At 72.3% G+C, this 21,682-nt stretch carries 20 protein-coding genes; 16 read left to right on the plus strand and 4 right to left on the minus strand.

Annotated features, from left to right (window positions below; genetic code table 11):
- Positions 1 to 218 precede the first annotated feature (218 nt).
- Complete coding sequence (serC, locus tag ACIQIB_RS08360) at positions 219 to 1,337, minus strand: phosphoserine transaminase (protein WP_363607887.1); 1,119 nt, start codon at positions 1,335 to 1,337, stop codon at positions 219 to 221.
- Between the two features lie 133 nt (positions 1,338 to 1,470).
- Positions 1,471 to 2,571, minus strand: a complete 1,101-nt coding sequence (locus tag ACIQIB_RS08365) for a citrate synthase 2 (RefSeq protein WP_363607886.1) — start codon at positions 2,569 to 2,571, stop codon at positions 1,471 to 1,473.
- Positions 2,572 to 2,988: 417 nt separating this feature from the next.
- On the opposite strand from ACIQIB_RS08365, the gene pdxH reads away from it, so the two are divergent.
- The 12 genes from pdxH to ACIQIB_RS08425 all read left to right on the plus strand — a co-directional run bounded on the left by pdxH (position 2,989) and on the right by ACIQIB_RS08425 (position 18,542).
- Positions 2,989 to 3,621 carry a pyridoxamine 5'-phosphate oxidase gene (pdxH, locus tag ACIQIB_RS08370; RefSeq protein ID WP_363607912.1) on the plus strand — a complete coding sequence of 211 codons (633 nt, stop codon included), beginning with the start codon at positions 2,989 to 2,991 and terminating at the stop codon, positions 3,619 to 3,621.
- A 199-nt stretch (positions 3,622 to 3,820) separates the two neighbouring features.
- Positions 3,821 to 4,018, plus strand: coding sequence for an FxSxx-COOH cyclophane-containing RiPP peptide (gene fxsA / locus ACIQIB_RS08375; RefSeq protein ID WP_400757305.1), 198 nt, complete (start codon positions 3,821 to 3,823; stop codon positions 4,016 to 4,018).
- A 168-nt stretch (positions 4,019 to 4,186) separates the two neighbouring features.
- Positions 4,187 to 5,530 (plus strand): TIR-like protein FxsC, encoded by a 1,344-nt coding sequence (locus ACIQIB_RS08380; protein ID WP_363607884.1) that lies wholly within the window; start codon positions 4,187 to 4,189, stop codon positions 5,528 to 5,530.
- On the plus strand, positions 5,520 to 9,533 hold the full coding sequence (fxsT, locus tag ACIQIB_RS08385) for an FxSxx-COOH system tetratricopeptide repeat protein (protein WP_400653707.1): 4,014 nt from the start codon (positions 5,520 to 5,522) through the stop codon (positions 9,531 to 9,533). Before ACIQIB_RS08380 ends, fxsT begins: the two co-directional genes overlap by 11 nt.
- 144 nt (positions 9,534 to 9,677) lie before the next feature.
- Positions 9,678 to 10,868 carry an FxsB family cyclophane-forming radical SAM/SPASM peptide maturase gene (locus tag ACIQIB_RS08390; protein WP_363607882.1) on the plus strand — a complete coding sequence of 397 codons (1,191 nt, stop codon included), beginning with the start codon at positions 9,678 to 9,680 and terminating at the stop codon, positions 10,866 to 10,868.
- 12 nt (positions 10,869 to 10,880) lie between these two features.
- Complete coding sequence (locus ACIQIB_RS08395) at positions 10,881 to 12,005, plus strand: aKG-HExxH-type peptide beta-hydroxylase (RefSeq protein ID WP_400757307.1); 1,125 nt, start codon at positions 10,881 to 10,883, stop codon at positions 12,003 to 12,005.
- 303 nt (positions 12,006 to 12,308) lie between these two features.
- A complete protein-coding gene (locus ACIQIB_RS08400) occupies positions 12,309 to 12,494 on the plus strand; it encodes a hypothetical protein (protein WP_363607880.1) in 186 nt (61 codons plus the stop codon).
- Positions 12,495 to 12,556: 62 nt separating this feature from the next.
- Positions 12,557 to 14,959, plus strand: coding sequence for an FxsB family cyclophane-forming radical SAM/SPASM peptide maturase (locus ACIQIB_RS08405; protein WP_400757308.1), 2,403 nt, complete (start codon positions 12,557 to 12,559; stop codon positions 14,957 to 14,959).
- A gap of 170 nt (positions 14,960 to 15,129) precedes the next feature.
- On the plus strand, positions 15,130 to 15,858 hold the full coding sequence (locus tag ACIQIB_RS08410) for an aminoglycoside N(3)-acetyltransferase (protein ID WP_400757309.1): 729 nt from the start codon (positions 15,130 to 15,132) through the stop codon (positions 15,856 to 15,858).
- A gap of 180 nt (positions 15,859 to 16,038) precedes the next feature.
- The gene (locus ACIQIB_RS08415; RefSeq protein ID WP_400653711.1) at positions 16,039 to 16,338 is read left to right on the plus strand and encodes a hypothetical protein; all 300 of its coding nucleotides are present in this window, start codon (positions 16,039 to 16,041) and stop codon (positions 16,336 to 16,338) included.
- Positions 16,335 to 17,978, plus strand: coding sequence for an alpha/beta hydrolase (locus tag ACIQIB_RS08420; protein ID WP_400653712.1), 1,644 nt, complete (start codon positions 16,335 to 16,337; stop codon positions 17,976 to 17,978). The genes ACIQIB_RS08415 and ACIQIB_RS08420 overlap by 4 nt, the downstream gene beginning before the upstream one ends.
- A 27-nt stretch (positions 17,979 to 18,005) precedes the next feature.
- Positions 18,006 to 18,542 carry a hypothetical protein gene (locus tag ACIQIB_RS08425; RefSeq protein WP_363607875.1) on the plus strand — a complete coding sequence of 179 codons (537 nt, stop codon included), beginning with the start codon at positions 18,006 to 18,008 and terminating at the stop codon, positions 18,540 to 18,542.
- A gap of 178 nt (positions 18,543 to 18,720) precedes the next feature.
- Here ACIQIB_RS08425 and ACIQIB_RS08430 read toward each other — a convergent pair whose 3' ends face one another.
- Positions 18,721 to 19,017 (minus strand): NUDIX hydrolase, encoded by a 297-nt coding sequence (locus ACIQIB_RS08430; RefSeq protein WP_400757366.1) that lies wholly within the window; start codon positions 19,015 to 19,017, stop codon positions 18,721 to 18,723.
- Between the two features lie 225 nt (positions 19,018 to 19,242).
- On the opposite strand from ACIQIB_RS08430, the gene ACIQIB_RS08435 reads away from it, so the two are divergent.
- The 4 genes from ACIQIB_RS08435 to ACIQIB_RS08450 all read left to right on the plus strand — a co-directional run bounded on the left by ACIQIB_RS08435 (position 19,243) and on the right by ACIQIB_RS08450 (position 21,104).
- Entirely contained in the window at positions 19,243 to 19,605 is a 363-nt protein-coding gene (locus ACIQIB_RS08435) for a VOC family protein (RefSeq protein WP_400757310.1), read from the plus strand.
- 41 nt (positions 19,606 to 19,646) lie between these two features.
- Positions 19,647 to 20,033 carry a GNAT family N-acetyltransferase gene (locus ACIQIB_RS08440; protein ID WP_400757367.1) on the plus strand — a complete coding sequence of 129 codons (387 nt, stop codon included), beginning with the start codon at positions 19,647 to 19,649 and terminating at the stop codon, positions 20,031 to 20,033.
- 262 nt (positions 20,034 to 20,295) lie between these two features.
- Positions 20,296 to 20,661, plus strand: a complete 366-nt coding sequence (locus ACIQIB_RS08445; protein ID WP_400757311.1) for a hypothetical protein — start codon at positions 20,296 to 20,298, stop codon at positions 20,659 to 20,661.
- A 41-nt stretch (positions 20,662 to 20,702) separates the two neighbouring features.
- Entirely contained in the window at positions 20,703 to 21,104 is a 402-nt protein-coding gene (locus ACIQIB_RS08450; RefSeq protein ID WP_400757312.1) for an NUDIX domain-containing protein, read from the plus strand.
- 172 nt (positions 21,105 to 21,276) lie between these two features.
- Here the strand turns inward: ACIQIB_RS08450 and ACIQIB_RS08455 are convergent, their stop codons facing one another.
- Entirely contained in the window at positions 21,277 to 21,471 is a 195-nt protein-coding gene (locus ACIQIB_RS08455) for a DUF397 domain-containing protein (protein WP_400757314.1), read from the minus strand.
- Positions 21,472 to 21,682: the final 211 nt, after the last annotated feature.

The following is a 21,682-nucleotide window of genomic DNA, read 5'->3' on the forward strand; positions in this document are numbered from 1 at the left end:
GGAGGGCCGGGGGTACGCTCGTTGACCGTGGATCCCAAGACTCGTATGCGTATCGTGACCGGCGCCCTGGTGCTGCTGCTGGCCGTCGTGGTGATCAGCTCGCTGATCGGGAAGTGACGCGCCGGCCGGAGTGACGCGTCCCGGCGCCGTGCGCGGCCCCGGGCGGAACGCGAAAGGGCCACCGCCCGCAGGCGGTGGCCCTCACGTGTGCGCGGGTGTCAGAGCTGCTCGACCACGTAGTCGACGCAGGCGGTGAGCGCCTCGACGTCCGCCGGGTCGATGGCCGGGAACATCGCGATGCGCAGCTGGTTGCGGCCCAGCTTGCGGTACGGCTCGGTGTCGACGATGCCGTTGGCACGCAGTGCCTTGGCGACGGCGGCCGCGTCCACCGCGTCGTCGAAGTCGATCGTGCCGACGACCTGCGAGCGCTCGGCCGGGTTCGCCACGAAGGGGCTGGCGAAGGAGGACTTCTCGGCCCAGCCGTACAGCCGGCTCGCGGAGTCGGCCGTCCGGGCGACGGCCCAGTCGAGGCCGCCGTTGCCGTTCAGCCACTCCAGCTGGTCGGCCAGCAGGAACAGGGTGGCGATCGACGGGGTGTTGTACGTCTGGTCCTTCGACGAGTTGTCGATGGCCGTCGGCAGGTCGAAGAAGGGCGGGATGTAGCGGCCGGAGGCGGCGATCTCGGCGGCGCGCTCCAGGGCGGCCGGGGAGAAGGACGCCAGCCAGAGGCCGCCCTCGGAGGCGAAGGACTTCTGCGGGGCGAAGTAGTAGACGTCGGTCTCGGTGATGTCCACCGGCAGACCGCCGGCGCCCGAGGTGGCGTCCACCAGGACGAGCGAGCCCTCGTCGCCGCCGGCCGGGCGGTTGATCGGCATCGCGACGCCGGTGGAGGTCTCGTTGTGGGTGAGCGCGTAGACGTCCACGCCGGCCTCGGCGACCGGCAGCGGGTGGGTGCCCGGGGCGGTCTTGATCACGGTCGGCTCGGCCAGCCAGGGCGCGGCCTTGACCGAGGAGGCGAACTTGGACGAGAACTCGCCGAAGTCGAGGTGCTGGGACTTCTCCCGCACCAGGCCGAAGGCCGCGATGTCCCAGAAAGCGGTGGAACCGCCGTTGCCGAGCACCACCTGGTAACCCTCGGGGAGGGAGAAGAGGCTGCTCACGCCCTCGCGTACGCGCTTGACCAGGTTCTTGACCGGGGCCTGGCGGTGCGAGGTGCCGAGCAGGGAGGTCTCGGTGGCGGCGAGGGCACTCAGGGCCTCGGGGCGCACCTTGGACGGGCCGCAGCCGAAACGGCCGTCTGCGGGCTTGATGTCAGCGGGGATCTGGATCTGAGCCACGGGCGCAGCCTACCGGCCGCGGTTGCGCGGGTGGAACGGCAGTCCGCCCGCTGAGATGTGATCTTCACGGCCACGAGCTGCGGGAACAGCGGGTCCGGGGACGGCCGGACCCGCTGCTCAGCGGGGGTTTCGGTCAGTGCGCGATGGCGTCGTAACCCGCGATCTCGCGGGGGCTGCGCGGGCCCGGGCCGATGTAGCGCGCGGCGGGGCGCACGAGCCGGCCCGTGCGCTTCTGCTCCAGGATGTGCGCCGACCAGCCGGCCGTCCGGGCACAGGTGAACATCGAGGTGAACATGTGTGCGGGGACCTCGGCGAAGTCCAGCATGATGGCGGCCCAGAACTCGACGTTGGTGGCCAGCACGCGGTCGGGGCGGCGGTTGTGCAGTTCCTCCAGCGCGGCCTTCTCCAGCGCCTCGGCGACCTCGAAGCGCGGCGCGCCGAGCTCCTTGGCGGTGCGGCGCAGCACCCGGGCGCGCGGGTCCTCGGCGCGGTAGACGCGGTGGCCGAAGCCCATCAGCCGCTCGCCCTTGTCCAGCGCGTTCTTCACCCAGGCGGTCGCGTCGCCGGTGCGTTCGATCTCCTCGATCATGCCGAGGACGCGGGACGGCGCGCCGCCGTGCAGCGGGCCGGACATCGCGCCGACCGCGCCGGAGAGCGCGGCCGCGACGTCGGCGCCGGTGGAGGCGATGACGCGGGCGGTGAACGTGGAGGCGTTCATGCCGTGCTCGGCGGCGGAGGTCCAGTAGGCGTCGATGGCCTTGACGTGCTTCGGGTCGGGCTCGCCCCGCCAGCGGATCATGAAGCGCTCGACGACCGTCCCGGCCTTGTCGATCTCGCTCTGCGGAACCATCGGCAGGCCCTGGCCGCGGGCCGACTGTGCCACGTAGGAGAGCGCCATCACGGCGGCGCGGGCGAGGTCGTCGCGGGCCTGCTCGGCGGAGATGTCCAGCAGCGGCCTGAGCCCCCAGACCGGGGCGAGCATGGCGAGGGCGGACTGCACGTCCACCCGGATGTCGCCGGAGTGCACCGGGATCGGGAACGGCTCGGCGGCCGGCAGTCCGGGGTTGAACTCGCCGTCCACCAGCAGGCCCCAGACGTGGCCGAAGGAGACGTGGCCCACCAGGTCGTCGATGTCGACTCCGCGGTACCGCAGGGCGCCGCCTTCACGGTCGGGTTCGGCGATCTCACTCTCGAACGCGACGACTCCCTCAAGCCCGGGTACGAAGTCGGACATGCGACGGCTCCTTCAGTTCTGTGATCGGCGGGCCGCCGTGGTGGGACGGTACGCCAGTGACCGATGGGTGGTTGGCACTCGGTGCCAGAGTGACAGGCACGGGGTGCATTGCGCCATACACCACCGTGATGATGTTTTCCGTTGGCCCGGTTGACTTTGCGCCGGGGTTCCGGGCCGTCCGGGGAAATCCGTGGAACCAAACGCCAGGTTACGGACAAATCGCCATATGGCGGGCGGCCAAGCAGTGGCGAGTCACCTTATCTCCCACCGGGGTTTGTCCTGAGGTAGCGGTGCCGGTTGCTTGTCGTACGGGATGATGTTGGCGTGCAGACCCCGGAACGCGCCCAGTCGACGCCCCCGAGCCCCGCCACCCGGATCCTGGCCGACGAGGCCCGGCCCGGGCCGGACCTCACCGTGATGCGCAAGCACTACAGCCATGAGGGCCTGGTCGAGGAGCAGCTCGCCGCCGAGCCGATCGCCCAGTTCACCCGCTGGTTCCACGAGGCGGACGACGCCGGGGTGGTCGAGCCCAACGCGATGGTGCTCTCCACCGCCGACGCCGAGGGGCGGCCCAGCTCGCGCACCGTCCTGCTGAAGGGCTTCGACCCGCGCGGTTTCGTCTTCTTCACCAACTACGGCTCCCGCAAGGGCGCCGAGCTCGCCGTCAACCCGCACGCCGCGCTGCTCTTCCCGTGGATCGCGCTGGCCCGCCAGGTGATCGTCCAGGGCCGGGTGGAGAAGGTCGGCCGGGACGAGACCGCCGCCTACTTCCGCACCCGCCCGCACGGCTCCCAGCTCGGCGCCTGGGCCAGCGAGCAGTCCAGCCCGGTGGGCGGCCGTGAGGTGCTGGAGCGGCGCTACGCCGAGCTGGAGCGCCGCTACCCCGAGGGGGAGGGTGTCCCCGTCCCGCCGTTCTGGGGCGGTTACCGGGTGGTCCCGGCCAGCGTCGAGTTCTGGCAGGGCCGCGAGAACCGGCTGCACGACCGCCTCCGGTACCTCGCCGACCCGTCCGTCCCGACGGGCTGGCGGGTGGAGCGGCTCTGCCCGTGAACCCCGCCGCTCCGGTCGTGAACCCCCGCCGCTCCGGCCGTGATCCGGCCGGCCGGGCCGGTGATTCGCACGGCCGGACGGATGACAGCGGCGCGGCACGGCAGCCGTGCTGAGAAACAGTCAGGTGTAGGATGCCCGTCGCGGACCGGGTCCGATTGCGAACCGAGCCCGCTCCGCCGCGAGACCGAGTGAGGGACTGATGGGCGTCACCGATGCGGAAATCGGCTCCGGAGCCGGCTCTGTGCTCGGCTCCGATCTGGTCGATGTCACCGCGCTGCCGCCCGGTGAGCTGGAGGGGCTGCCCGGCACCGTCCTCGGCGACCTGCTCCGCCGGGTGGTCGGCGACGCCCTCACCCCCGGCGCCGAACCCGTCGCCGCCTTCCAGTCCGCCCTGTAGACCCGCCCCGCAGGCCCGGCCGGGGGCGGCTCTCCGGAGCCCTCGCCGAGGCCTGCCGGCGCCCCCTCCGCGCCCCGCGAGCTTCGCCAACTCCCGCGCGCGACCGGCTCGGTTCACGACATGCTGGGTATGACAGCAGCGCAGTTGTGAACGGGTCCGGGGGGTGCAGTGCGGCCGTACTTCTTCTTCAGTTACGCGCGGCGTGACTACCAGGCGGGGGACGCCTTCGTCGACCAGTTCTTCAACGACCTCAGGGACGAACTGGGCCGGATCGAACCCGCCGCCGGCGCCGGGCAACTCGCCTACCGCGACACCGAACAGCTACGCCTGGGCGACAACTGGGAGCAGCAGCTGGCCCTGATGCTGGCCCGCTGCCGCACCATGGTCGCGCTCTACTCCCCGGCCTACTTCGCCAGCCTGTACTGCGGCAAGGAGTGGACGGCCTTCCGCGGCCGGGTCCGCCGCCACCAGGAGCTGGCCGGCGACATCGTCCCGGCGCTGATACCGGTGCTCTGGGAGACCCTGCCCGGCGGCCTCCCCGACGAGGTCAGGAAGATCCAGTACGTCCAGGAGGACATGGGCGACGCCTACGCCCGCTCGGGCCTGCGCGACCTGCTGCGCACCGACCCGCTCGGCGCCGACTACCGGCAGGTCGTCCGGGTGGTCGCCGAGCGGGTCCGGGACGCCGCCGCCCGGCGGCTCGGCGAACTTCCCGAGTTCGACCTCGGCGCCGTCCGCGGCTACTTCCCGGTGGCGCCGTCGGTGCGGCCCGCGCCCACCGCCGGAATGGTCCGGCTGTTCGTCGCGGCCGGGCGCGCCGCCGACGCGGTGCCGCCGTCCGCCGGGCCCGGCGACGTCCGCGGCGGCGGCTGGTACGGCACCAAACCCTGGCACTGGGCGCCCTACCACCCGCCGACCCAGCCCTCGCTGGTGGTCCGCGCCCAGCAGGTGATCACCTCCGCCGGGCACACCACCACGCTGGACGAGATCGGCGCGGGCCTCGGCGAGAAGCTGGACCAGGCCCGTGAGGACAACCAGGTCAGCGTGCTGCTGGTGGACCCGTGGGTGGCCGGCAGCGAGCTCTACCGGTCCGCGCTGCGCGAGTACGACGACCAGAACCACCCCGTCACCGGGGTGATGGTCCCGGCCGGTACCGACGACCCGACCACCGGGCCGGAGCGCGACGCGCTGTGGGCGGGCGTGCGCGGCGTGTTCCGCCGCAACTGGTTGCGCCGGAGCGATCCGGAGCACTTGTTCCGCGTGGCGGTACCCAGGGAGAGCTTCGACGACCAGCTCACCATCATGGTGACGGTCGCTCAGAACAAGCTGATGGACGCCAACTTCGATTGGGGGGACGATGTCGACGGTGCCGCCTTCGGCTTCGGCCCCGGTGGCGAGGAGGCCGGACCGGCGATGCCCGGTCTGGCCATTCCGGCGGGGCCGCCAGGGCCGCGCCGCAGCCCGGACGGGGCGGCAGTGCCGCTGAAGGGGGAACAGGACGATGTTCGCTGAGACCGGCGCGGAGCTGGAGCGGACCGGCCCAGGTTCGGTCGTCACCTTCTACTCCTTCAAGGGCGGCACCGGCCGGACGATGGCGCTCGCCAACGTCGGCTGGATCCTCGCCAGCCGAGGCCTGCGCGTCCTGGTGGTCGACTGGGACCTGGAGGCGCCCGGCCTGCACCGCTACTACCACCCGCTGCTGGTCGACCCCGAACTCCACGCCACCGACGGCCTGATCGACCTGCTGCGCTCCTACGTCAAGCAGGCGCTGCCCTCCGCCGCCGGGCCGTCCGGCCTCACCCCCGGCGCCTGGCTGGACGAGCCGGGGCGGCTGGACGGCTACATCTGCGGCCTGGCCCTCGACCTGCCGCCCGGCGGCCGGCTCGACTTCCTGCCCGCCGGGCGGCAGAACGCCGCCTACTCCGCCGCCGTCACCAGCTTCAACTGGCGCAGCTTCTACCACGGCCGGGACATCCGGGGCGGGGAGTTCCTGCGCGAGCTGCGCGAACGCTGGGCCCGCGGCTACGACTACGTGCTGATCGACAGCCGCACCGGCGTCAGCGACACCTCCGGCATCTGCACCGTCCTGATGCCCGACACCGTCGTCGACTGCTTCACCTTCAGCGCCCAGAACATCCGCGGCGGCGTGGACGCGGCCCGCACCATCGCCGAGGCCGAGGAGCGGGCCATCCGCGTCCTGCCGGTCCCCATGCGGGTCGAGGACGCGGAGCAGGAACGGCTGGAAGCCGGACGGGACTTCGCCCGCGAGGCGTTCGCCCCCTACCTCGGCCGCTGGCTGCCCGCCGAGCGCCGGGCCGCCTACTGGAGCGACGTCGAGGTCCCCTACAAGCCGTTCTACGCCTACGAGGAGGTGCCCGCCACCGTCGCCGACCGGCCGCAGGAGGCCCGCAGCCTGCTCAACGCCTTCGAACGGCTGGCCGGCTGGATCACCGACGGAAGGGTCCGCGCGCTGCGCCCGCTCAGCGGCGAGGCCCGCCGCCGGCTGTACGGCGCCTACCTGCGCTCGACCCGCGCGGTGCCCCGCCAGGTGTTCGTCAGCTACGCCCCCGAGGACCGGATGTGGGCCGAGTGGGCGGCCGCCACCCTCACCGGCTTCGGCTACCAGACCTCGCTGCACAACGCCGCCGATCCGTACCCCGGCGGCCGGCCGCCGGAGGCCGCCGGGCCGCTCGACGGACAGGGCCGGCTGCTGGCCCTGCTCTCGCCCGAGTACACCGCGCTGCCCCGCGCCGCCGACGCCTGGCAGCTCCTGAGCGGGCGCGAAATCGGCACCGGCGCACCGTCGTTGGTGGCCTTCCGGCTCCAGGACTCGGACGAACCGGTGCCCCGCCCGTTCGTCGGCCAGGCCGTCCCCGACCTGGTCCGCTCCTCCGCCGTGCTCGCCGAGTCGCAGCTGTACGGCGAGTTCGGCCCGCCGCCCAACAGCACCCGCCAACCGGACGGTGACAGCGGTGAGTTCGCCGCCCCGGCCCGGTTCCCCGGGATCGCCCCGCAGGTCCAGGAGGCGCCCTCGCGCAACGCCTCCTTCACCGGCCGCGGCCGGCTGCTCGAACTGCTCCGCAACCGCTTCACCGGCGGGCCCGCCGCCGTCCTCAGCCAGGTCCTCTACGGCTTCGGCGGCGCCGGCAAGTCACAGATCGCCGCCGAGTACGCGCACCGCTTCAAGGCCGCCTACGACGTGGTCTGGTGGGTACCCGCCGAGGAACCCGCCAACATCCCGCAGAAGCTCGCCGAACTCGCCCCCCGGATCGGCGTCCAGAGCAGTGACGACGTCGCGCACACCGCCGCCGCCGTGCTCGACGCGCTGCGCCGCGGCCACCCGTACCGCCGCTGGCTGCTGGTGTACGACAACGCCGGCACCCCGGACGAACTGGCGCCCTGGCTGCCGGCCGGCTCCTCCGGCGGCCATGTGCTGATCACCTCCCGCAACCAGGGCTGGTCCAAGCACGCCGGCCTGGTCGAGGTCGACGTCTTCACCCGCGAGGAGAGCATCCGGCTGCTGCGCCGCTTCAACAGCGGCCTCGGCCCCGACGACGCCCACCAGGTCGCCGCCCTGCTCGGCGACCTGCCGCTCGCCGTCGGACAGGCCGCGGTCTGGCTCCAGGAGACGTCGATGCCGATCGCCACCTATCTCGAACTGCTCGACGAGGCGCTCACCGAGATGCTGGAGCGCACCCGGCTGCGCACCGCCGACTACCCGCACTCCGCCGCCGCAACCTGGCGGATCTCGGTCGAGGAACTGCGCGGTCTCAACGCCCCCGCCGCCCAGATCCTGGAGATCTGCGCCTTCTTCGGCCCGGACGCCATCCCCATGCGGCTGCTCTACAGCCGGGCCGTCACCCACGCGCTGCGGCTGCCCCCGCGCACCCCCCGCGACAAGCTGGCGATCGGCGAATTCCTGCGCGCCATCAACCGGTTCGGCCTGGCCCGCACCGACCAGGGCAGCGAGACCATCACCGTGCACCGGCTGGTCCAGGCGGTGCTCCGGGACCAGGTCGCCGAGGCGGAGCGGCCCGCCCTGCGGGCGGTCGTGCACGCCGCGCTGGCCACCGCCAACCCGGGCGACCCCGACATCCCCGCCAACTGGCCCCAGTACGCCGAACTCCTGCCCCACCTCTGGCCGTCCGGCGCTGTGGGCAGCGCCGACGAGGACGTCCGGCAGTGGATCATCGACTCGGTCCGCTACCAGTGGAAGCGCAGCCTGCACGACGCCGGCCGGGAGCTCGCCGAACGCACCCTGGAGCACTGGCGCCAGGACGGCTACGGCGGCCCCGGCTTCGACGCCGAGAACGACGCCCTGACCCTGATGCTGCGCACCCAGCTCAGCAACATCCGCCGCTCCCAGGGCGCCCTCCAGGAGGCGTACGAGATGGACAAGGACATCCTGGAGCGCTTCACCGCCACCCTCGGCCCCGAGCACTCGCACACCCTCGCCGTCGCCAACAGCCTCGGTGCCGACCTGCGCTTCCTCGGCCGCTACGGCGAGGCCAGGGCGCTGGACCGCAGGACCCTGGACGCCGCCCGGCGCACCCTCGGCCCGGACCACCCGCGCACCCTGATGATCACCAACAACCTGGCCGTCTCCGACTACCTCGCCGGCGACCGCCGGGCCGCCCTGGAACGCCACCGCAGCAACTACCTCCAGCAGCGCGACGCGCTCGGCGCGCACAGCCTCTACGCGCTCTCCTCGGCCAGCAACTACGCCCGCGACCTGCGGGAGACCGGCCGGCTGCGGGAGGCCCTGGACCTGCTGGAGGAGACCGTCCGGATCTACCAGCAGACCATCGGCGACGGCCACACCGACACCCTGCGGGCGCGCAAGAACCTCGCCGTGGCGCTGCGCCGGGCCGGCCGGTACAACGAGGCGCTGGAGATCGACGAGGACATCTACCAGCGCTACCTGGACATCAACGGCCCGGAGCACCCCGACACGCTCGCCTCCGCCACCAACCTGGCCAGCGACCTCAACGCGCTCGGCGACACCGACCGGGCCATCCAGCTCGCCGAGCGGGCCCTCGCCCGCTACCGCGACTACCTGGGCGAGAACCACCCCGTCACGCTGGCCGGTGCCAACAACCTCTCCGTCTACCTGCGGCTGGCCGGCCGGATCGTGGAGGCCAGGGAGCTGTCCGCGCGCACCCTGAACCAGTTCCGGGCCGTCCTCGGCGACCACCACCTCTACATCCCGATCGCGATGATGAACCACGCCAACGACCTCGTCCTGGCCGGGGAGGGGGCCGCCGCCCTGGCGCTGGAGGAGGAGGCCGCGCCGCTGATGAGCGACACCCTCGGGCTCGACCACTACGACGCCATCGGCATCAACTCCAACCTCGCGCTCTCCCTCGCCGCCGACGGCCAGGCCGAACGTGCCGCCCGGCTGCGGGCCGACTGCGTCCACCGGGCCCGGCACACGCTCGGCGAGGAGCACCCGACCACGGTGGCGGTCAAGGCCGGGCTCCGGCTGGACTCCGACATCGAGCCGCCGGCGGTGTGACGGGGGCGGCCGGCGTGACGGGTGGTGTCAGGGCGACGGGTGGTGTCGGCGTGGTGGGTGGTGCGGCCGGAGTGACAGGGCCGTCCGTGTGACGGCGACCGGACGCCCCGTCAGGCCCGGTGGGGTGGCGCTAGGCTCGCGGGCATGGTGCCGTTCCGGCAGTATCTGCTGAAGATCCACAGTCGGTGCAACCTGGCCTGCGACTACTGCTACATGTACGAGTCGGCGGACCAGAGCTGGCGCCGGCGGCCCCGGCGGATGGAGCTGGCGACCGCCCGGCGGACCGCCCGGCGGATCGCCGAGCACGCGGACGAGTGCGGGCTGGACGAGGTCGGGGTGATCCTGCACGGCGGTGAACCGCTGCTCGTCGGAGCGGATCATCTGGACGCGCTGCTGGGGGAGTTGACGGCGATCGGGCCACGCGTCCGGTTCAGCCTGCAGACCAACGGGCTGCGGCTGCTGGACGAACCGGCGCTGCTGGAGGTGCTGCACCGGTACCGGGTCGCGGTCGGGGTCTCGCTGGACGGGACGGCGGCGGACCACGACCGGCACCGGCTGCTGCCGTCCGGCGCGGGCAGCTGGGCGCGGACGGCGGAGGCGGTGCGGCTGCTGGGGACGGCCGAGCACCGGGAGCTGTTCGCCGGACTGCTCTGCGTGGTCGACCTCGCCGCCGACCCGGTGGCCTGCTACGAGGCGCTGCTGGAGTTCGCCCCGCCCCGGATCGACCTGCTGCTGCCGCACGGCACCTGGGAGGCCCAGCCGCCCGGCGTACGGCGCTCCGTGCCCGTCGCGCCGCCCGGGGGCGGGGCGGCGGCGCCGTACGGGGAGTGGCTGATCGCCGTGTTCGACCGCTGGTACGACGCGCCGCGCCGGGAGACCGGGGTACGGCTCTTCGAGGAGCTGGCCGTGCTGCTGCTCGGCGGCCGGGCGGCGAGCGAGGCGGTCGGGCTGGCGCCGGTGGACCTCGTGGTGGTCGAGGCCGACGGCACCATCGAGCAGGCCGACAGCCTCAAGGCCGCGTACGACGGAGCGGCGGCAACGGGGCTGGACGTCCGGCGGCACGGCTTCGCCGAGGCCGCCGCGCACCCGGCCTTCCGGGCCCGCCAGCGCGGTCGCGCCGGGCTCGGGCCGGTCTGTGCCGGCTGCCCGCTGGCGGCGGTCTGCGGCGGTGGGCTCTACGCCCACCGCTATGCGGCGGGGGGCTTCGGGCACCCCTCGGTGTACTGCGCCGATCTGGACCGGCTGATCCGCCATATCGCGGGCCGGCTGCGGGGGGACGTGGCGGGGCTGGCGGCGGGTGCGCCGGCCGTGGCAGGTGCGGGACCGACAGGGTGAGGAGCGTGGGCGATGGGTGCCAGTGCGGGCGTGGGTGCGGGGCCGGGTCCGGGCGTTGACCCGGGTGCGGGTGCGGGTGCGGGTGCGGGGGTGGCGGCCGGGGTGCCCGGTGCCAGGGTCGCGGCGGAGCTTCCCCGGCACGGGCTGGACCGGGCCGTCTTCATGGCGATCGCGGCCGCTCGCGGTGGGCCGGAGGCCGTACGGGCGCTCCGGGCCGGGCAGGTGAGCAAGCGGGCCCTGCTGCTGCTCGCACTGGAGCGGGCGCTGCCGGACGGGCCCGGGCGGGCGGACTTCGAGCAGGCGTACGCCGAACTCCGCGCACTGCGGGCGACGGACCCGCCGCGCTGGGAAGAGGTCCTGCTGCGGCCCGAGTTGGACGCCTGGACGGCCGACTGCCTGCGTGGGCTCACGGCCGGTGAGGCGGTGGCACCGGGCGTCCTCGGGGAGTTCGTGCGGGCCGGGCGGCGGGGGGAGCCGGTGCCGCTGGAGTGCGACGGGCTGCGCTGGACGCCGGTGATCGACCATCTGGGCCCGTACCGGGCGAGCTACGGGCGGCCGACCTCAGGCCCCCTCGAAGCGGCCGAACTCGCGGCCTGGCGTGACGCGTTGGCGCAAGCCTGGCGGATCCTGGCCACTCGCCACCACCGGCACGCACAGGCCGTCGCGGCCTGCGTGACCACCCTGGTGCCGCTGCGTCCGGCGCCCGGAGGGGAGGCGGTCAGCGCCGCCGCCCGGCGGGCGTACGGCTCGGTGGCGGCCTCCCGGCCGGACGATCCGGTGCTGCTGGCGCTGGCCCTGGTGCACGAGTTCCTGCACATCCAACTCGGCGCCTTGCTGGACCTCGTGCCCCTCCACCGGCCCAACGGCGCCGCCGTCTACCACGCCCCCTGGCGCCCCGACCCCCGCCCGGTCGGCGCGCTGCTCCAGGGTGCCTACGCCCACCTCGGCGTCGCCGGCTTCTGGCACGCCGAGCTGGTCGCCGGAGCCTCGGACCAGGACCGCGCCGAGCGTGAGTCCAGTCGGTGGCGGTCCCATACGGCCGCGGCGGTCGGTACCTTGCTGGACAGCGGTGAACTCACGACCCATGGCCGGGACTTCGTCTCCGGGCTGGGGCGTGCGGTGCGCCGCCTCGGCTGATCGGCGGCCGTGCGGCGATCGCGGTCCGGGCTGTGGGGGCGGGTCGTCGCCCGCCGGGCGGGAACACCGGCCCGTCGGTCGAACGCATGACTGAAGATGGCCGATGCGGCGCGTACGACGGCGAGTGCGCGACCGCTGAACGGGTGAAATATCGCGGCCCCGGGCCTCCATTCAGGGCCCAGGCGGCTGCGGAGCCCGGATCGGGACCGCAGGGTGCCGCGCCGGTGCGCCGCTGCCACTACATTGGTAGCCGAGTGGGATACCCACCCCCGGCAGGTCCTAACCGCGCCAAAAGGAACGAACATGACACCGGTAACCAGCACCAGGCCAGCCAGCGAACTGACGGACACTCAGGACACGCTGGACCGCCCCTCCCTCTCCGACCTGGCCGCGCTCGGCGCGGAGGAACTGGCCGCCCGACTGCACCGCGCCCTCCCCGGCTCGGAATCCGGCCTGGTGCCGGTCGCGGCGTTCAACTCCTCGATCTGACCGACCCGCCCTTTCCCCGGCCGAGGTCCGGTCCGACCGAATCCACCTGAAGCAGATCTGTGATGACGCGAATTCCGCTTCCCCTGACGCAATTCGTGGTCAAGATGCACAGCCGTTGCGATCTCGCCTGCGACCACTGCTATGTCTACGAGCACGCGGACACCAGTTGGCGCGGACGCCCGAAGGTCATCGGCGAAGAGATCCTGGCCAAGGCCGCCGAACGCATCGGCGACCATGCGGCCGCGCACCGGCTGTCCGCCGTCCGGGTCGTCCTGCACGGGGGAGAACCCCTGCTGGCCGGCCCGGAACGGCTGCGCCGCGCGGCCGAGTTCCTCCGGTCCGCGCTCCCGTCCGGCTGCGCCCTCGACCTGCGGATCCACACCAACGGAGTGCTGCTGAGCCGCGAATTCTGCGCGCTCTTCGACGAGTTGGGGATCAAGGTCGGCGTCTCGCTCGACGGCGACCGCGCCGCCAACGACCGCCACCGCCGCTACGCCGACGGGCGCAGCAGCCACCCGCAGGTCCTGCGGGCGGTGGCGCTGCTGCGCGAGCCCGCGCACCGGCACCTCTTCGCCGGCCTGCTCTGCACCATCGACGTGGAGAACGACCCGGCGGCGGTCTACCACGCGCTGGCCGAACTCCAGCCCCCCGCCGTCGACTTCCTGCTGCCGCACGCCACCTGGGACGATCCGCCGAAACGTCCCGCCGGCCAGGGCGAGAACCCCTACGCCGACTGGCTGCTGACCGTCTACGAGCGCTGGGAGGCGGACGGGCGGCCGTTCGCCGTGCGCACCTTCGAGTCGGTGCACCGCACCCTGCGCGGGCTGTCCAGCCTCACCGAGTCGCTCGGCCTGGAACCGTCCGACCTGGTGGTGCTGGAGACCGACGGCACCTTCGAGCAGGCCGACAGCCTCAAGACCGCCTTCGACGGAGCTCCCGCCACCGGTCTCGACGTCTTCCGCCACTCCCTCGACGAGGTGGCCCGCCACCCGGGCATCGGCGTCCGCCAGGCCGGCCTGGCCGGTCTGAGCGCCGTCTGCCGCGCCTGTCCCGTCGTCCGCTCCTGCGGAGGCGGTCTGTACGCCCACCGCTACCGGGGCGACGATGAGGGTGGCGGCTTCGACAATCCCTCCGTCTACTGCGGGGACCTCATGACGCTCATCAACGGCATCGCGGACCGCGGCAACCCGGTGGGCCGCCCGGTACCCGCCCAGGCGGCCGAGCCGGTGGTGCCGACGGCCCTCACCGACCGGCAGCTCGACGAACTCGCCCGGGGCCACGGCGGCGCGGACACCGTCCGGGCGCTGGCCCGCTCCCAGCTCGCGCTGACCCGGGCCATGCTGGCCGCCGCCTGGGGAGCCTCCGGGCAGCGGCGGTCGGCGGCCTGGGACCTGCTCTCCGCCCTCGACCGCACCGCGCCCGCCGCGCTGGACGCCGTCCTCGGCCACCCGTACGCGCGGGCCTGGGCGGCCCGCCGGCTCGCCGGGGACCTCGGCGCCGGGCTGGGCCCGCTGGCCGCGCTGGCCGCCGCGGCGGCGGTCCGGGCCGGGCGGGGGGACACGCTGGCCGTCACCGTCCGGGGCGGTGTGCTGCATCTGCCGACGCTGGGGAGCCTGGCGGTGCCGGACGGGGAGACGGTGGTCACCGGGTCGGCCGGTGGATTCCGTGTGCGGACCGCCGACGGTGAACTGATCACCGGTACCGACCCGCGCTGGCAGCCGGTGCGCCGGGTCCGGCTGGCCGGCGGCTGGACGGTGGCGCTGGAGGACCTCGATCCGCAGCGCGACAGCCATGACCACCCGGTCGAGGGCCGGCTGTCCGACACCGAACTGCTCGACTGGACCGGCGCGTTGCGCGAGGCCTGGGAGCTGCTCGGGCACGACCTGCCCGGGTACGCCGAGGGCGTCCGGGCCGGTCTGACCACCGTCACCCCGCTGCGGCCCGGACCGCCGGGGCGGGATGTCAGTGCGGCGGCCCGGCAGGCCTTCGGCGCGGTCGGGATCGCCCGGCCGGCCACCGCGCCGATCCTCGGGCTGCTGCTCGCGCACGAGTTCCAGCACGTCAAACTGGGCGCCGTACTCGACCTGCTGGACCTCTACGACCCCGCCGACACCGCGCTGTACTTCGCCCCCTGGCGGCCGGATCCACGCCCCCTCGAAGGGCTGCTCCAGGGCACCTACGCGCATCTGGCGGTCACCGAGTTCTGGGGCACCAGGAGCCTGGCGTACGACGGGCTGCCGGGGGAGGCCGCCGACCGGGCGCGCACCCGGTTCGCGCTCTGGCGGCAGTACACGGCGGAGGCCGTCGACCGGCTCGCCGGGTCGGGCTCCCTGACCCCGCTCGGCCTGCGGTTCACCGACGGCATGCGTGCGACGGTGGCTCCGTGGCTCGCCGTACCGCTCCCGGCCGCCGCCGAACGGGCGGCCGGGCGGGCCCGACAGGAGAGATCACCGGTCGGCGGCTGAACCCCGACCCGCTCCCCGCCCTCCCCCCGTCCCGCCCCGGGCGCCCTCACCCGGGGCCCTCACCCTGAGGAACCGTCATCCTCACCGAACCCCGCGCTCCCAGCCTCCTGCCGGCGCTCGACCGGACCCTTCTGGCCGGGCACTTCACCGAACTCGGCGTCCGCCCGGGCATGGTCCTGCATGTCCAGGCCTCCCTGCGCGCCCTCGGCCCGGTGGCCGGCGGCGCCGCCACCGTGGTCGAGGCGCTGCTCGACGCCCTCGGCGGCCCGCGGCGCGGCACCCTGGTCGCGTACACCGCCACACCCGAGAACTCGGCCACCTCCCGTCTCCACACCACCGCCACGGCCGGCCTCTCCCCGGAGCAGGTCGCCGCCTACCGTGCCCGGATGCCCCCCTTCGACCCGGCCACCACCCCCTGCTCCCCGACGATGGGCGCCCTCTCCGAACAGATCCGCACCCACCCCGGCGCCCTGCGCAGCCCGCACCCCCAGACCTCCTTCGCCGCCCTCGGCCCGCTCGCCCGCGAGATCGCTGAACAGCACCCCCGCGAGAGCCACTTGGGCCCGGACTCCCCTCTCGGCCGCCTCTACGACCTCGACGCCCGGGTCCTGATGATCGGCGTCCCGATGTCCCGCTTCACCGCCTTCCACCTGGCGGACCTGCGCCTGCCCGACGTCCCCCTGCGCGAGTACCGCTGCCTGGGCCCGTCCGGCTGGATCTCCTTCAGGGCACCGGACTTGGACGACCTCCACTTCGACGCCCTCGGCAGGGAGGTCCTGCGCGAGGCCCGGGGCGTCACCGAACGGCACGTGGGCGGCGCGGACTGCCGCCTGGTCCCGATGCGGGAGGCGGTGGACCTGGCCGTACAGGTGCTGCGGCGCTCCCGGCAGCCGGCTTGAGGGCCCTTCCCGCGACTCCGGCGCGTGCCGAGATGAGCGAAATCGAACACGGGTGGCCGTGCTGGTCATACGATCTGAGTATCCGTATGGATGCGTAGCGCATTGTGGTGGGCGTACGTCTCGTGCCCCGATGAGTGCGGTTCGCACACGCTTGCATGGTGTCTCCGGGGGGAGATCGCATTGGCTGACATCAAGGTCGGTCCGGAACTGCGGCAGTCGGCAGGGGTCGCGCGGGCCCTCGGGGAGGAACTGGCCGAGCCGGTGAGGGCGGCGCTCACCTCGGCGGCGACGGCCTCGGGCCAGTTGGCCGGCTGGTCGGTGGCCGGCGCGCTGGAACAACTGGGGAAGGGCTGGGCCACGCCGCTCGGCCAGGTGCGGCAGAGACTCGCCGCAACGGCAGGCAAGCTGGAGACCAACGCCGAATCGCACCAGCAGAACGAGCGGGCGATAGCCGGCGGCTGGAAAGAGGGCGTGGAGTGAGCGGCCTCTACGAGCTGCTGCTGACCTTCGACCCGCACGGGCTGCGCGACGCGGCGAAGAGCTGGAAGGCGCTCGCCCACGCTGCGGACGGCGTGGACTCCCGTCACCGCACGCAGGTCAACGGGCCGTTGCGGCTGCACTGGCAGGGTGGCGATGCGACTGCCGCGTTCGCGTACATGGAGCGCACCGAACAGCAGTTGGACATCGTTCGGGTCGAGGCCGAGACGGTGGCACTGACGCTGAACACCGTCGCGGACCGGATGTACCAGGCGCAGACGAACCTGACCAACGCCGTCCACCGCGCGCAGGAGGCCGGGCTGACGGTGTCGGTGGAGGGCGTCGTCGATCTGCCGGCCCAGACCTGGGACGACCGCCACGACCAGGACACCCAGGACGCGCGCCGTGCTCTCGCCTCGGCCAGGAGTACCTACCAGGACCGGATCAACACCGCCGTGAAGGCTGCCCAGGATGCCAGCGACCAGGGCAGGACCGCCCTCGGGCGCCTGGCGGGGGACATCCTGGGCGAGAAACGGGGAAACGGCGGTATGGCGGAGACCGGAGTCGACGCCGCGGCCGTGATGAGCGACCTCGGCCTGGCCGGCGACCATCTGCCGGACGGCAAGGACCCGAAGAAGTCCGCAGACTGGTGGAAGGGGCTGACCCCGGAGCAGCAGGAGTCCTTCCTCGCGCTTCGTCCGGCCGAGCTGGGCCGCATGGACGGCCTGCCGTCGACGGTCCGGGACAAGGCCAACCGGCTCGTCCTCGACCAGAAGCTCGACGCCCTCCAGGCGGGGAGCGCCGCCGATGCCGGCCTCGATCAGGAGACGTACCAGAAGCGGCGGGACGCGCTGGAGACGATCAAGAGGAAGCTCGACGAGAAGGACGGCAACGACGAGGCGCACCAGCTGTTCCTTCTCGCCGTCGATCCTGAGGCCTATGACTCCGACGGGCGCGCGATCGTCGCCACCGGTAATCCCGACAAGGCTCAGCACACGGCCGTGTTCGTGCCCGGTACGAACACCGACCTCAATGGCGTGCCGGGCCAGATCGACCGCGTTCAGCAGCTACAGAAGCAGGCGGAGAGTCTCACGAGAGCCGGCGAAGCCGTCTCGGTGATCTCCTACTTGGGCTACGACACTCCCGAGAGCCTTCCGGAGGCATCGAACCCCATGCGAGGGATTGACGGGGCCAAGGACATGCGGCAGTTCTCCGAAGGTCTCAGGGTGACGCACGGCGAGCCCAAGAGCCATGTCACGTACCTCGCCCACAGCTACGGAAGTTACGCCGTAGGCGTCGCGGCCTCCCAAGGAGGCGGCCTGCATGCCGACGACATCGTCGCCCTCGGCAGCCCCGGCATGGGCGTTCTCCAAGCCGACCAGTTGAACATCGACCCCGATCACGTGTGGATCGGCGAGGCCGACGACGACCCCACTCGTCTCGTCGGTGGCGCCACCCTTGGTCCCAGCCCGCATATCTGGGGATTCGGTGGAAACAACATCGAGATCGACACCGAGGGGCACGGTGGCTACTGGAATGACCGCAGCACCAGCCTGCTCAACCAGGCGAAGATCATCGCCGGACTGAAGCCGTCGACATCCCCGAAGGAGCCCCCGGTGCTGGGCCAGATTCCTCTTCTCTGAGGCCGGGCCCGGCCGAAGGACCCATCCATGGCAACCACACACACCACCATGTCCCGCATCGGCCGTCTTGTCGTTGCTGTGCTGACAGCCGTAACCCTTGGAGCCTGTATGTCCTCAACTCCCGCCCCGGGAAGTGGAAAGGACGACCCGCTGCCGGTCAAGTCCAAAGAGGAAAGCGAAGCCTGGGCCCGCCAGCTCGTCGAGCATCTGGCCCAGGTGGCCGGCATCGAGATCAACGACGAACCCGTCCGGCCTGGCTTCACCTCCTGTGTCGGCAGGAACGGTGAGTCGGCGCCCGATGACCGGTTCACCCTTACATACGGGGTGCACAGCAACGTTCCCAACGCCCGACACAACGAGGTCGTCCGCAAGGTACGGGACCGGCTGAAGGACGAAGGCCTGAAGATCGTCGGCTACCGCGAAATGCCCGACGGCTCGCCGGAGTCGACGGTGAGTGCTCGCCATCCCGTCAGCGACTATCTCGTCGACGTCTCCAGTACGGCAGGTGATGACCGCATCTCTCTCCTCGTCGTCACCCCCTGTCTCAAACCTCCGCCGCAGTGACGGGGGAGGGCAGCGGCCCGTGCTTCGTGCAGTGCTGCTTTGCGGCACACCGCGTGGAACGGGATGCGTTCTCGTGCTCGGCACCCGTGCCCCGAGCCGAGGCCGGCCATCACCACCGTCGCCTCTTCGGCCTGCCGAAGAGGCGACGGTTCCAGGCCGGTGGCCCTTGACCGGTCGGTCAGCCGGGCGGCGCGGAATCGAGGTAGGCCTGCACCGGCTCGAAGAGTCCGTACGGCACGCACCCGGGGATCTCCGCGTGTGCGACCCAGGCCGGCGCGTCCAGCTCTTCGGCGTCCACCACCCGGGCGGTTCCGCTCACGGTCTCGCAGGCCGTGTACGACATGAGCCGCCCGGCCTTCGGGTGAACGCGCTCGCCGAGGAACTTGACCGCGGCCATGCCGAGTCCGGTCTGCTCCCCCGCGACCAGGAGCGCGAAGCGCTGCCGGGCTGCGTTCGACGTCCTCTCGTACAGCACATCCAGGAACTGCTGTATCTCGGCCCTCGGAACCACGGCGGGATCGGCGCACCACGTGGCCACCGTGTCTACAGAGAAACCGAGTTGGTCAAGGAGGGCTCACTGCGGCGAGGCGGTGTTTCGTCAACACGCGCTTGAGCTGCCCTTGTTGAACGGTAGTTTCCCTTCTGAGCCCTATGTTCCGCAAATGTGTCGCTCAGTTTGGACGAGATCCGGAGGCAAGCCGTGTTCGAGAGCGTAGTAGCCGTGATGGCGTTCGCCGACTCGCCCGATGAGGCTGCTGCCTGGTACGGCAGCCTGCTGGGGGTGCCGGTCCATCGCGAGGTGAGCGAGAGCGGGGCGGTCTTCGCGTGGGTGGAGCACGCCGGCGTCGAGATCGGGTTCCACCCGGCGGATGATGAGCGCAACCCGCGCGGTGGCAGCCCCGTGGTCTACTGGCGGGTCGCCGACGTGGATAAGGCCCTGGCGTGGTTGTTGGAGGCGGGCTGCACGCATCACCGCGGCCCGCTGCGACTGTCCCCCCAGCGCCAGATTGCGCAGGTCATTGACCCCTTCGGGGTGGTGCTGGGGGTTGACGACGGCCGCTGAGCAGTGCGGCGGTCAGGCCAGGCCGTGCAGATCGTGCCGTCCTGGCGCGCACCGACGGCGGCGAGCCCGTCGGTATGGCCTATGGTTACCCGCTGCCCGCTTCCACCGGGTGGTGGGACACCCTGACCATGCCTGTACCGGATCGGGTGAGTCGCGAGGACGGCCACCGGACCTTCGGTCTGTTCGAGCTCGCAGTCCGCCCCGCCTGGCGCGGGCAGCGTGTCGCCACGGCGGTGCACCACGCTCTCGTGGACGGCCTCACGCAAGAGCGCGTCCTGCTCAACACTCGACCCGAAGCCGAAGCGGCCGGCCGAGCGTACCGGTCCTGGGGCTACGAGAAGGTCGGCGAGAACCGTCCCTGGACAGGTGCCGCGCTACATGACGTGCTGGTCCTGGTCTTGACCGGGAAGAACCCGGCAACGCGATAGCCGCCGGCGCCGCCCGCTGGCAGTGGCAGTGGCAGTGGCAGAGGTTTGGGCCAGGGTGTGCTGCGGCTCCTGCACCGTCAGCTTCCGGTTGACAGTGCGCTGGTAGGTGTTGTCGACCGGGTCGCATTCGGTGTCCCAGCTCGATCACCCGGCCGTGATCCTTGAGACAGGACCTGTCTGATCGGCAGCTATCCTCCTGAGACATTCCGGGTGGAGCTGATGCGAGCGGTTCGCGGACATGCCCGGGCTGGATGTCATCCCGATGCCCGACGGGGTGATTCCGTCCTGGTACGGGTTGACGCTCACCTACCGGCCTGCCGAGCTGGGCGGACTGGGTGTCGAGCAGTTCCATCGCGCTCTGGTGGCGGAAGGCGCCACCGAGTTCGACCGGCCCGGCTCGACGTGCCCGATGAATCAGCTCCCCCTGTACCGGCGACCCGGCCCGTTGTTCCCCGACCACCCGAACTCTCACCGGCGGTACGTGGACGGGGACTTCCCGGTCGCCGAGCACACCTACCGGCACGCGATCAAGCTGCCTGTCTGGCATCGTGAGGAGGATCTTCCGCTGGCCGAGCAGTACGTACGCGCGGCCCGTAAGGTGATCGATCACCACAAGGAGTTGTTGTGACCTCTCTCTTTGCCACGGAACCCGACTTCGTCCCTGGCCTGTTGGCCGAAGCGGTGGGCGCGGGTGTCGGGCAGTTCGTCGTCGGCGCGCTGATCACCGATGAGGCGGGCCGCGTGTTTCTGCTGCGGCGGAAGCCCGATGACTTTCTCGGCGGCTTGTGGGAGCTGCCCGGCGGCGGAGTCGAGCCGGGCGAGCATCTGGAGGCGGCCCTGGGGCGGGAGGTCATGGAGGAGACCGGCCTCACCGTCGCCGAGGTCACCGGCTACGTCGGTGCCTTCGACTACACCTCTGACAACGGCCTGCTGACGCGGCAGTTCACCTTCGCGGTCGCCGTGGGGAAGTGCGGGCCGATCGTGCTCACCGAGCACGACGACTCGACCTGGGCGGACCGGAGTGACCTGCCCGAGGTGAGTGACGAGACGCGTGTGCTCCTCGCGGGCTGACATCCTGTGCGGCGGCCCGCTTCAGCCGGACTTCCGGACGTGGCTGGACCCAGATCCTGCAGGGGAGCCGTAGGCGTGCGGGCAGGTTCGAGGGCCGCGCTCCTGGGCTGAACGACGGCGGCCCGTGCCCCGGGTTGTCGGGGCACGGGCCGCGAATCCAACGGAGCCCGGGTCAGGGGGCGAAGTGGTCGAACTCGCCGGCCTTCGCGCCGCGGATCCAGGCGTCGAGTTTGGCTTTGGTCGTGGTGACGACGGTGGAGGGGTTGTCCGACTCGCGGATGTGGACGAGGTCCCCGTCCGTCGCGATCTCGATGCAGTCGGCTCGGTCGCCGCTGAAGCTGGACTTCTCCCAGGTGAGCTGGGCCATGGCTGCCTTCCTCGGGCCTTGTGGCGGATGTGCCGGATCAATCCCCTCAAGTCCCGGGAGGCCGGCGACGGTGAGGTGGTGGCAGCGTCCAGCGGAGCGAGTGCCAGGCTGTCGAGCCGGCCGGACTTCCGCCGGTACGAGGCTACTCCTTCGGGATCGCCAGGAACGACGAATGGGTGCGGGTGGCGGGCCATCGGGCGCGCCTCCCCGC

This window comes from Kitasatospora sp. NPDC092286, assembly GCF_044755565.1.
Lineage (GTDB): Bacteria > Actinomycetota > Actinomycetes > Streptomycetales > Streptomycetaceae > Kitasatospora.

Coding starts and splice junctions, on each gene's coding strand:
- ACIQIB_RS08365 (WP_363607886.1), bottom strand. CDS start 2,571: ATGTCCGACTTCGTACCCGGGCTTGAGGGAGTCGTCGCGTTCGAGAGT.
- pdxH (WP_363607912.1), top strand. CDS start 2,989: ATGCGCAAGCACTACAGCCATGAGGGCCTGGTCGAGGAGCAGCTCGCC.
- fxsA (WP_400757305.1), top strand. CDS start 3,821: ATGGGCGTCACCGATGCGGAAATCGGCTCCGGAGCCGGCTCTGTGCTC.
- fxsT (WP_400653707.1), top strand. CDS start 5,520: ATGTTCGCTGAGACCGGCGCGGAGCTGGAGCGGACCGGCCCAGGTTCG.
- ACIQIB_RS08390 (WP_363607882.1), top strand. CDS start 9,678: ATGGTGCCGTTCCGGCAGTATCTGCTGAAGATCCACAGTCGGTGCAAC.
- ACIQIB_RS08395 (WP_400757307.1), top strand. CDS start 10,881: ATGGGTGCCAGTGCGGGCGTGGGTGCGGGGCCGGGTCCGGGCGTTGAC.
- ACIQIB_RS08400 (WP_363607880.1), top strand. CDS start 12,309: ATGACACCGGTAACCAGCACCAGGCCAGCCAGCGAACTGACGGACACT.
- ACIQIB_RS08405 (WP_400757308.1), top strand. CDS start 12,557: ATGACGCGAATTCCGCTTCCCCTGACGCAATTCGTGGTCAAGATGCAC.
- ACIQIB_RS08410 (WP_400757309.1), top strand. CDS start 15,130: ATGGTCCTGCATGTCCAGGCCTCCCTGCGCGCCCTCGGCCCGGTGGCC.
- ACIQIB_RS08425 (WP_363607875.1), top strand. CDS start 18,006: ATGGCAACCACACACACCACCATGTCCCGCATCGGCCGTCTTGTCGTT.
- ACIQIB_RS08445 (WP_400757311.1), top strand. CDS start 20,296: ATGCCCGACGGGGTGATTCCGTCCTGGTACGGGTTGACGCTCACCTAC.
- ACIQIB_RS08455 (WP_400757314.1), bottom strand. CDS start 21,471: ATGGCCCAGCTCACCTGGGAGAAGTCCAGCTTCAGCGGCGACCGAGCC.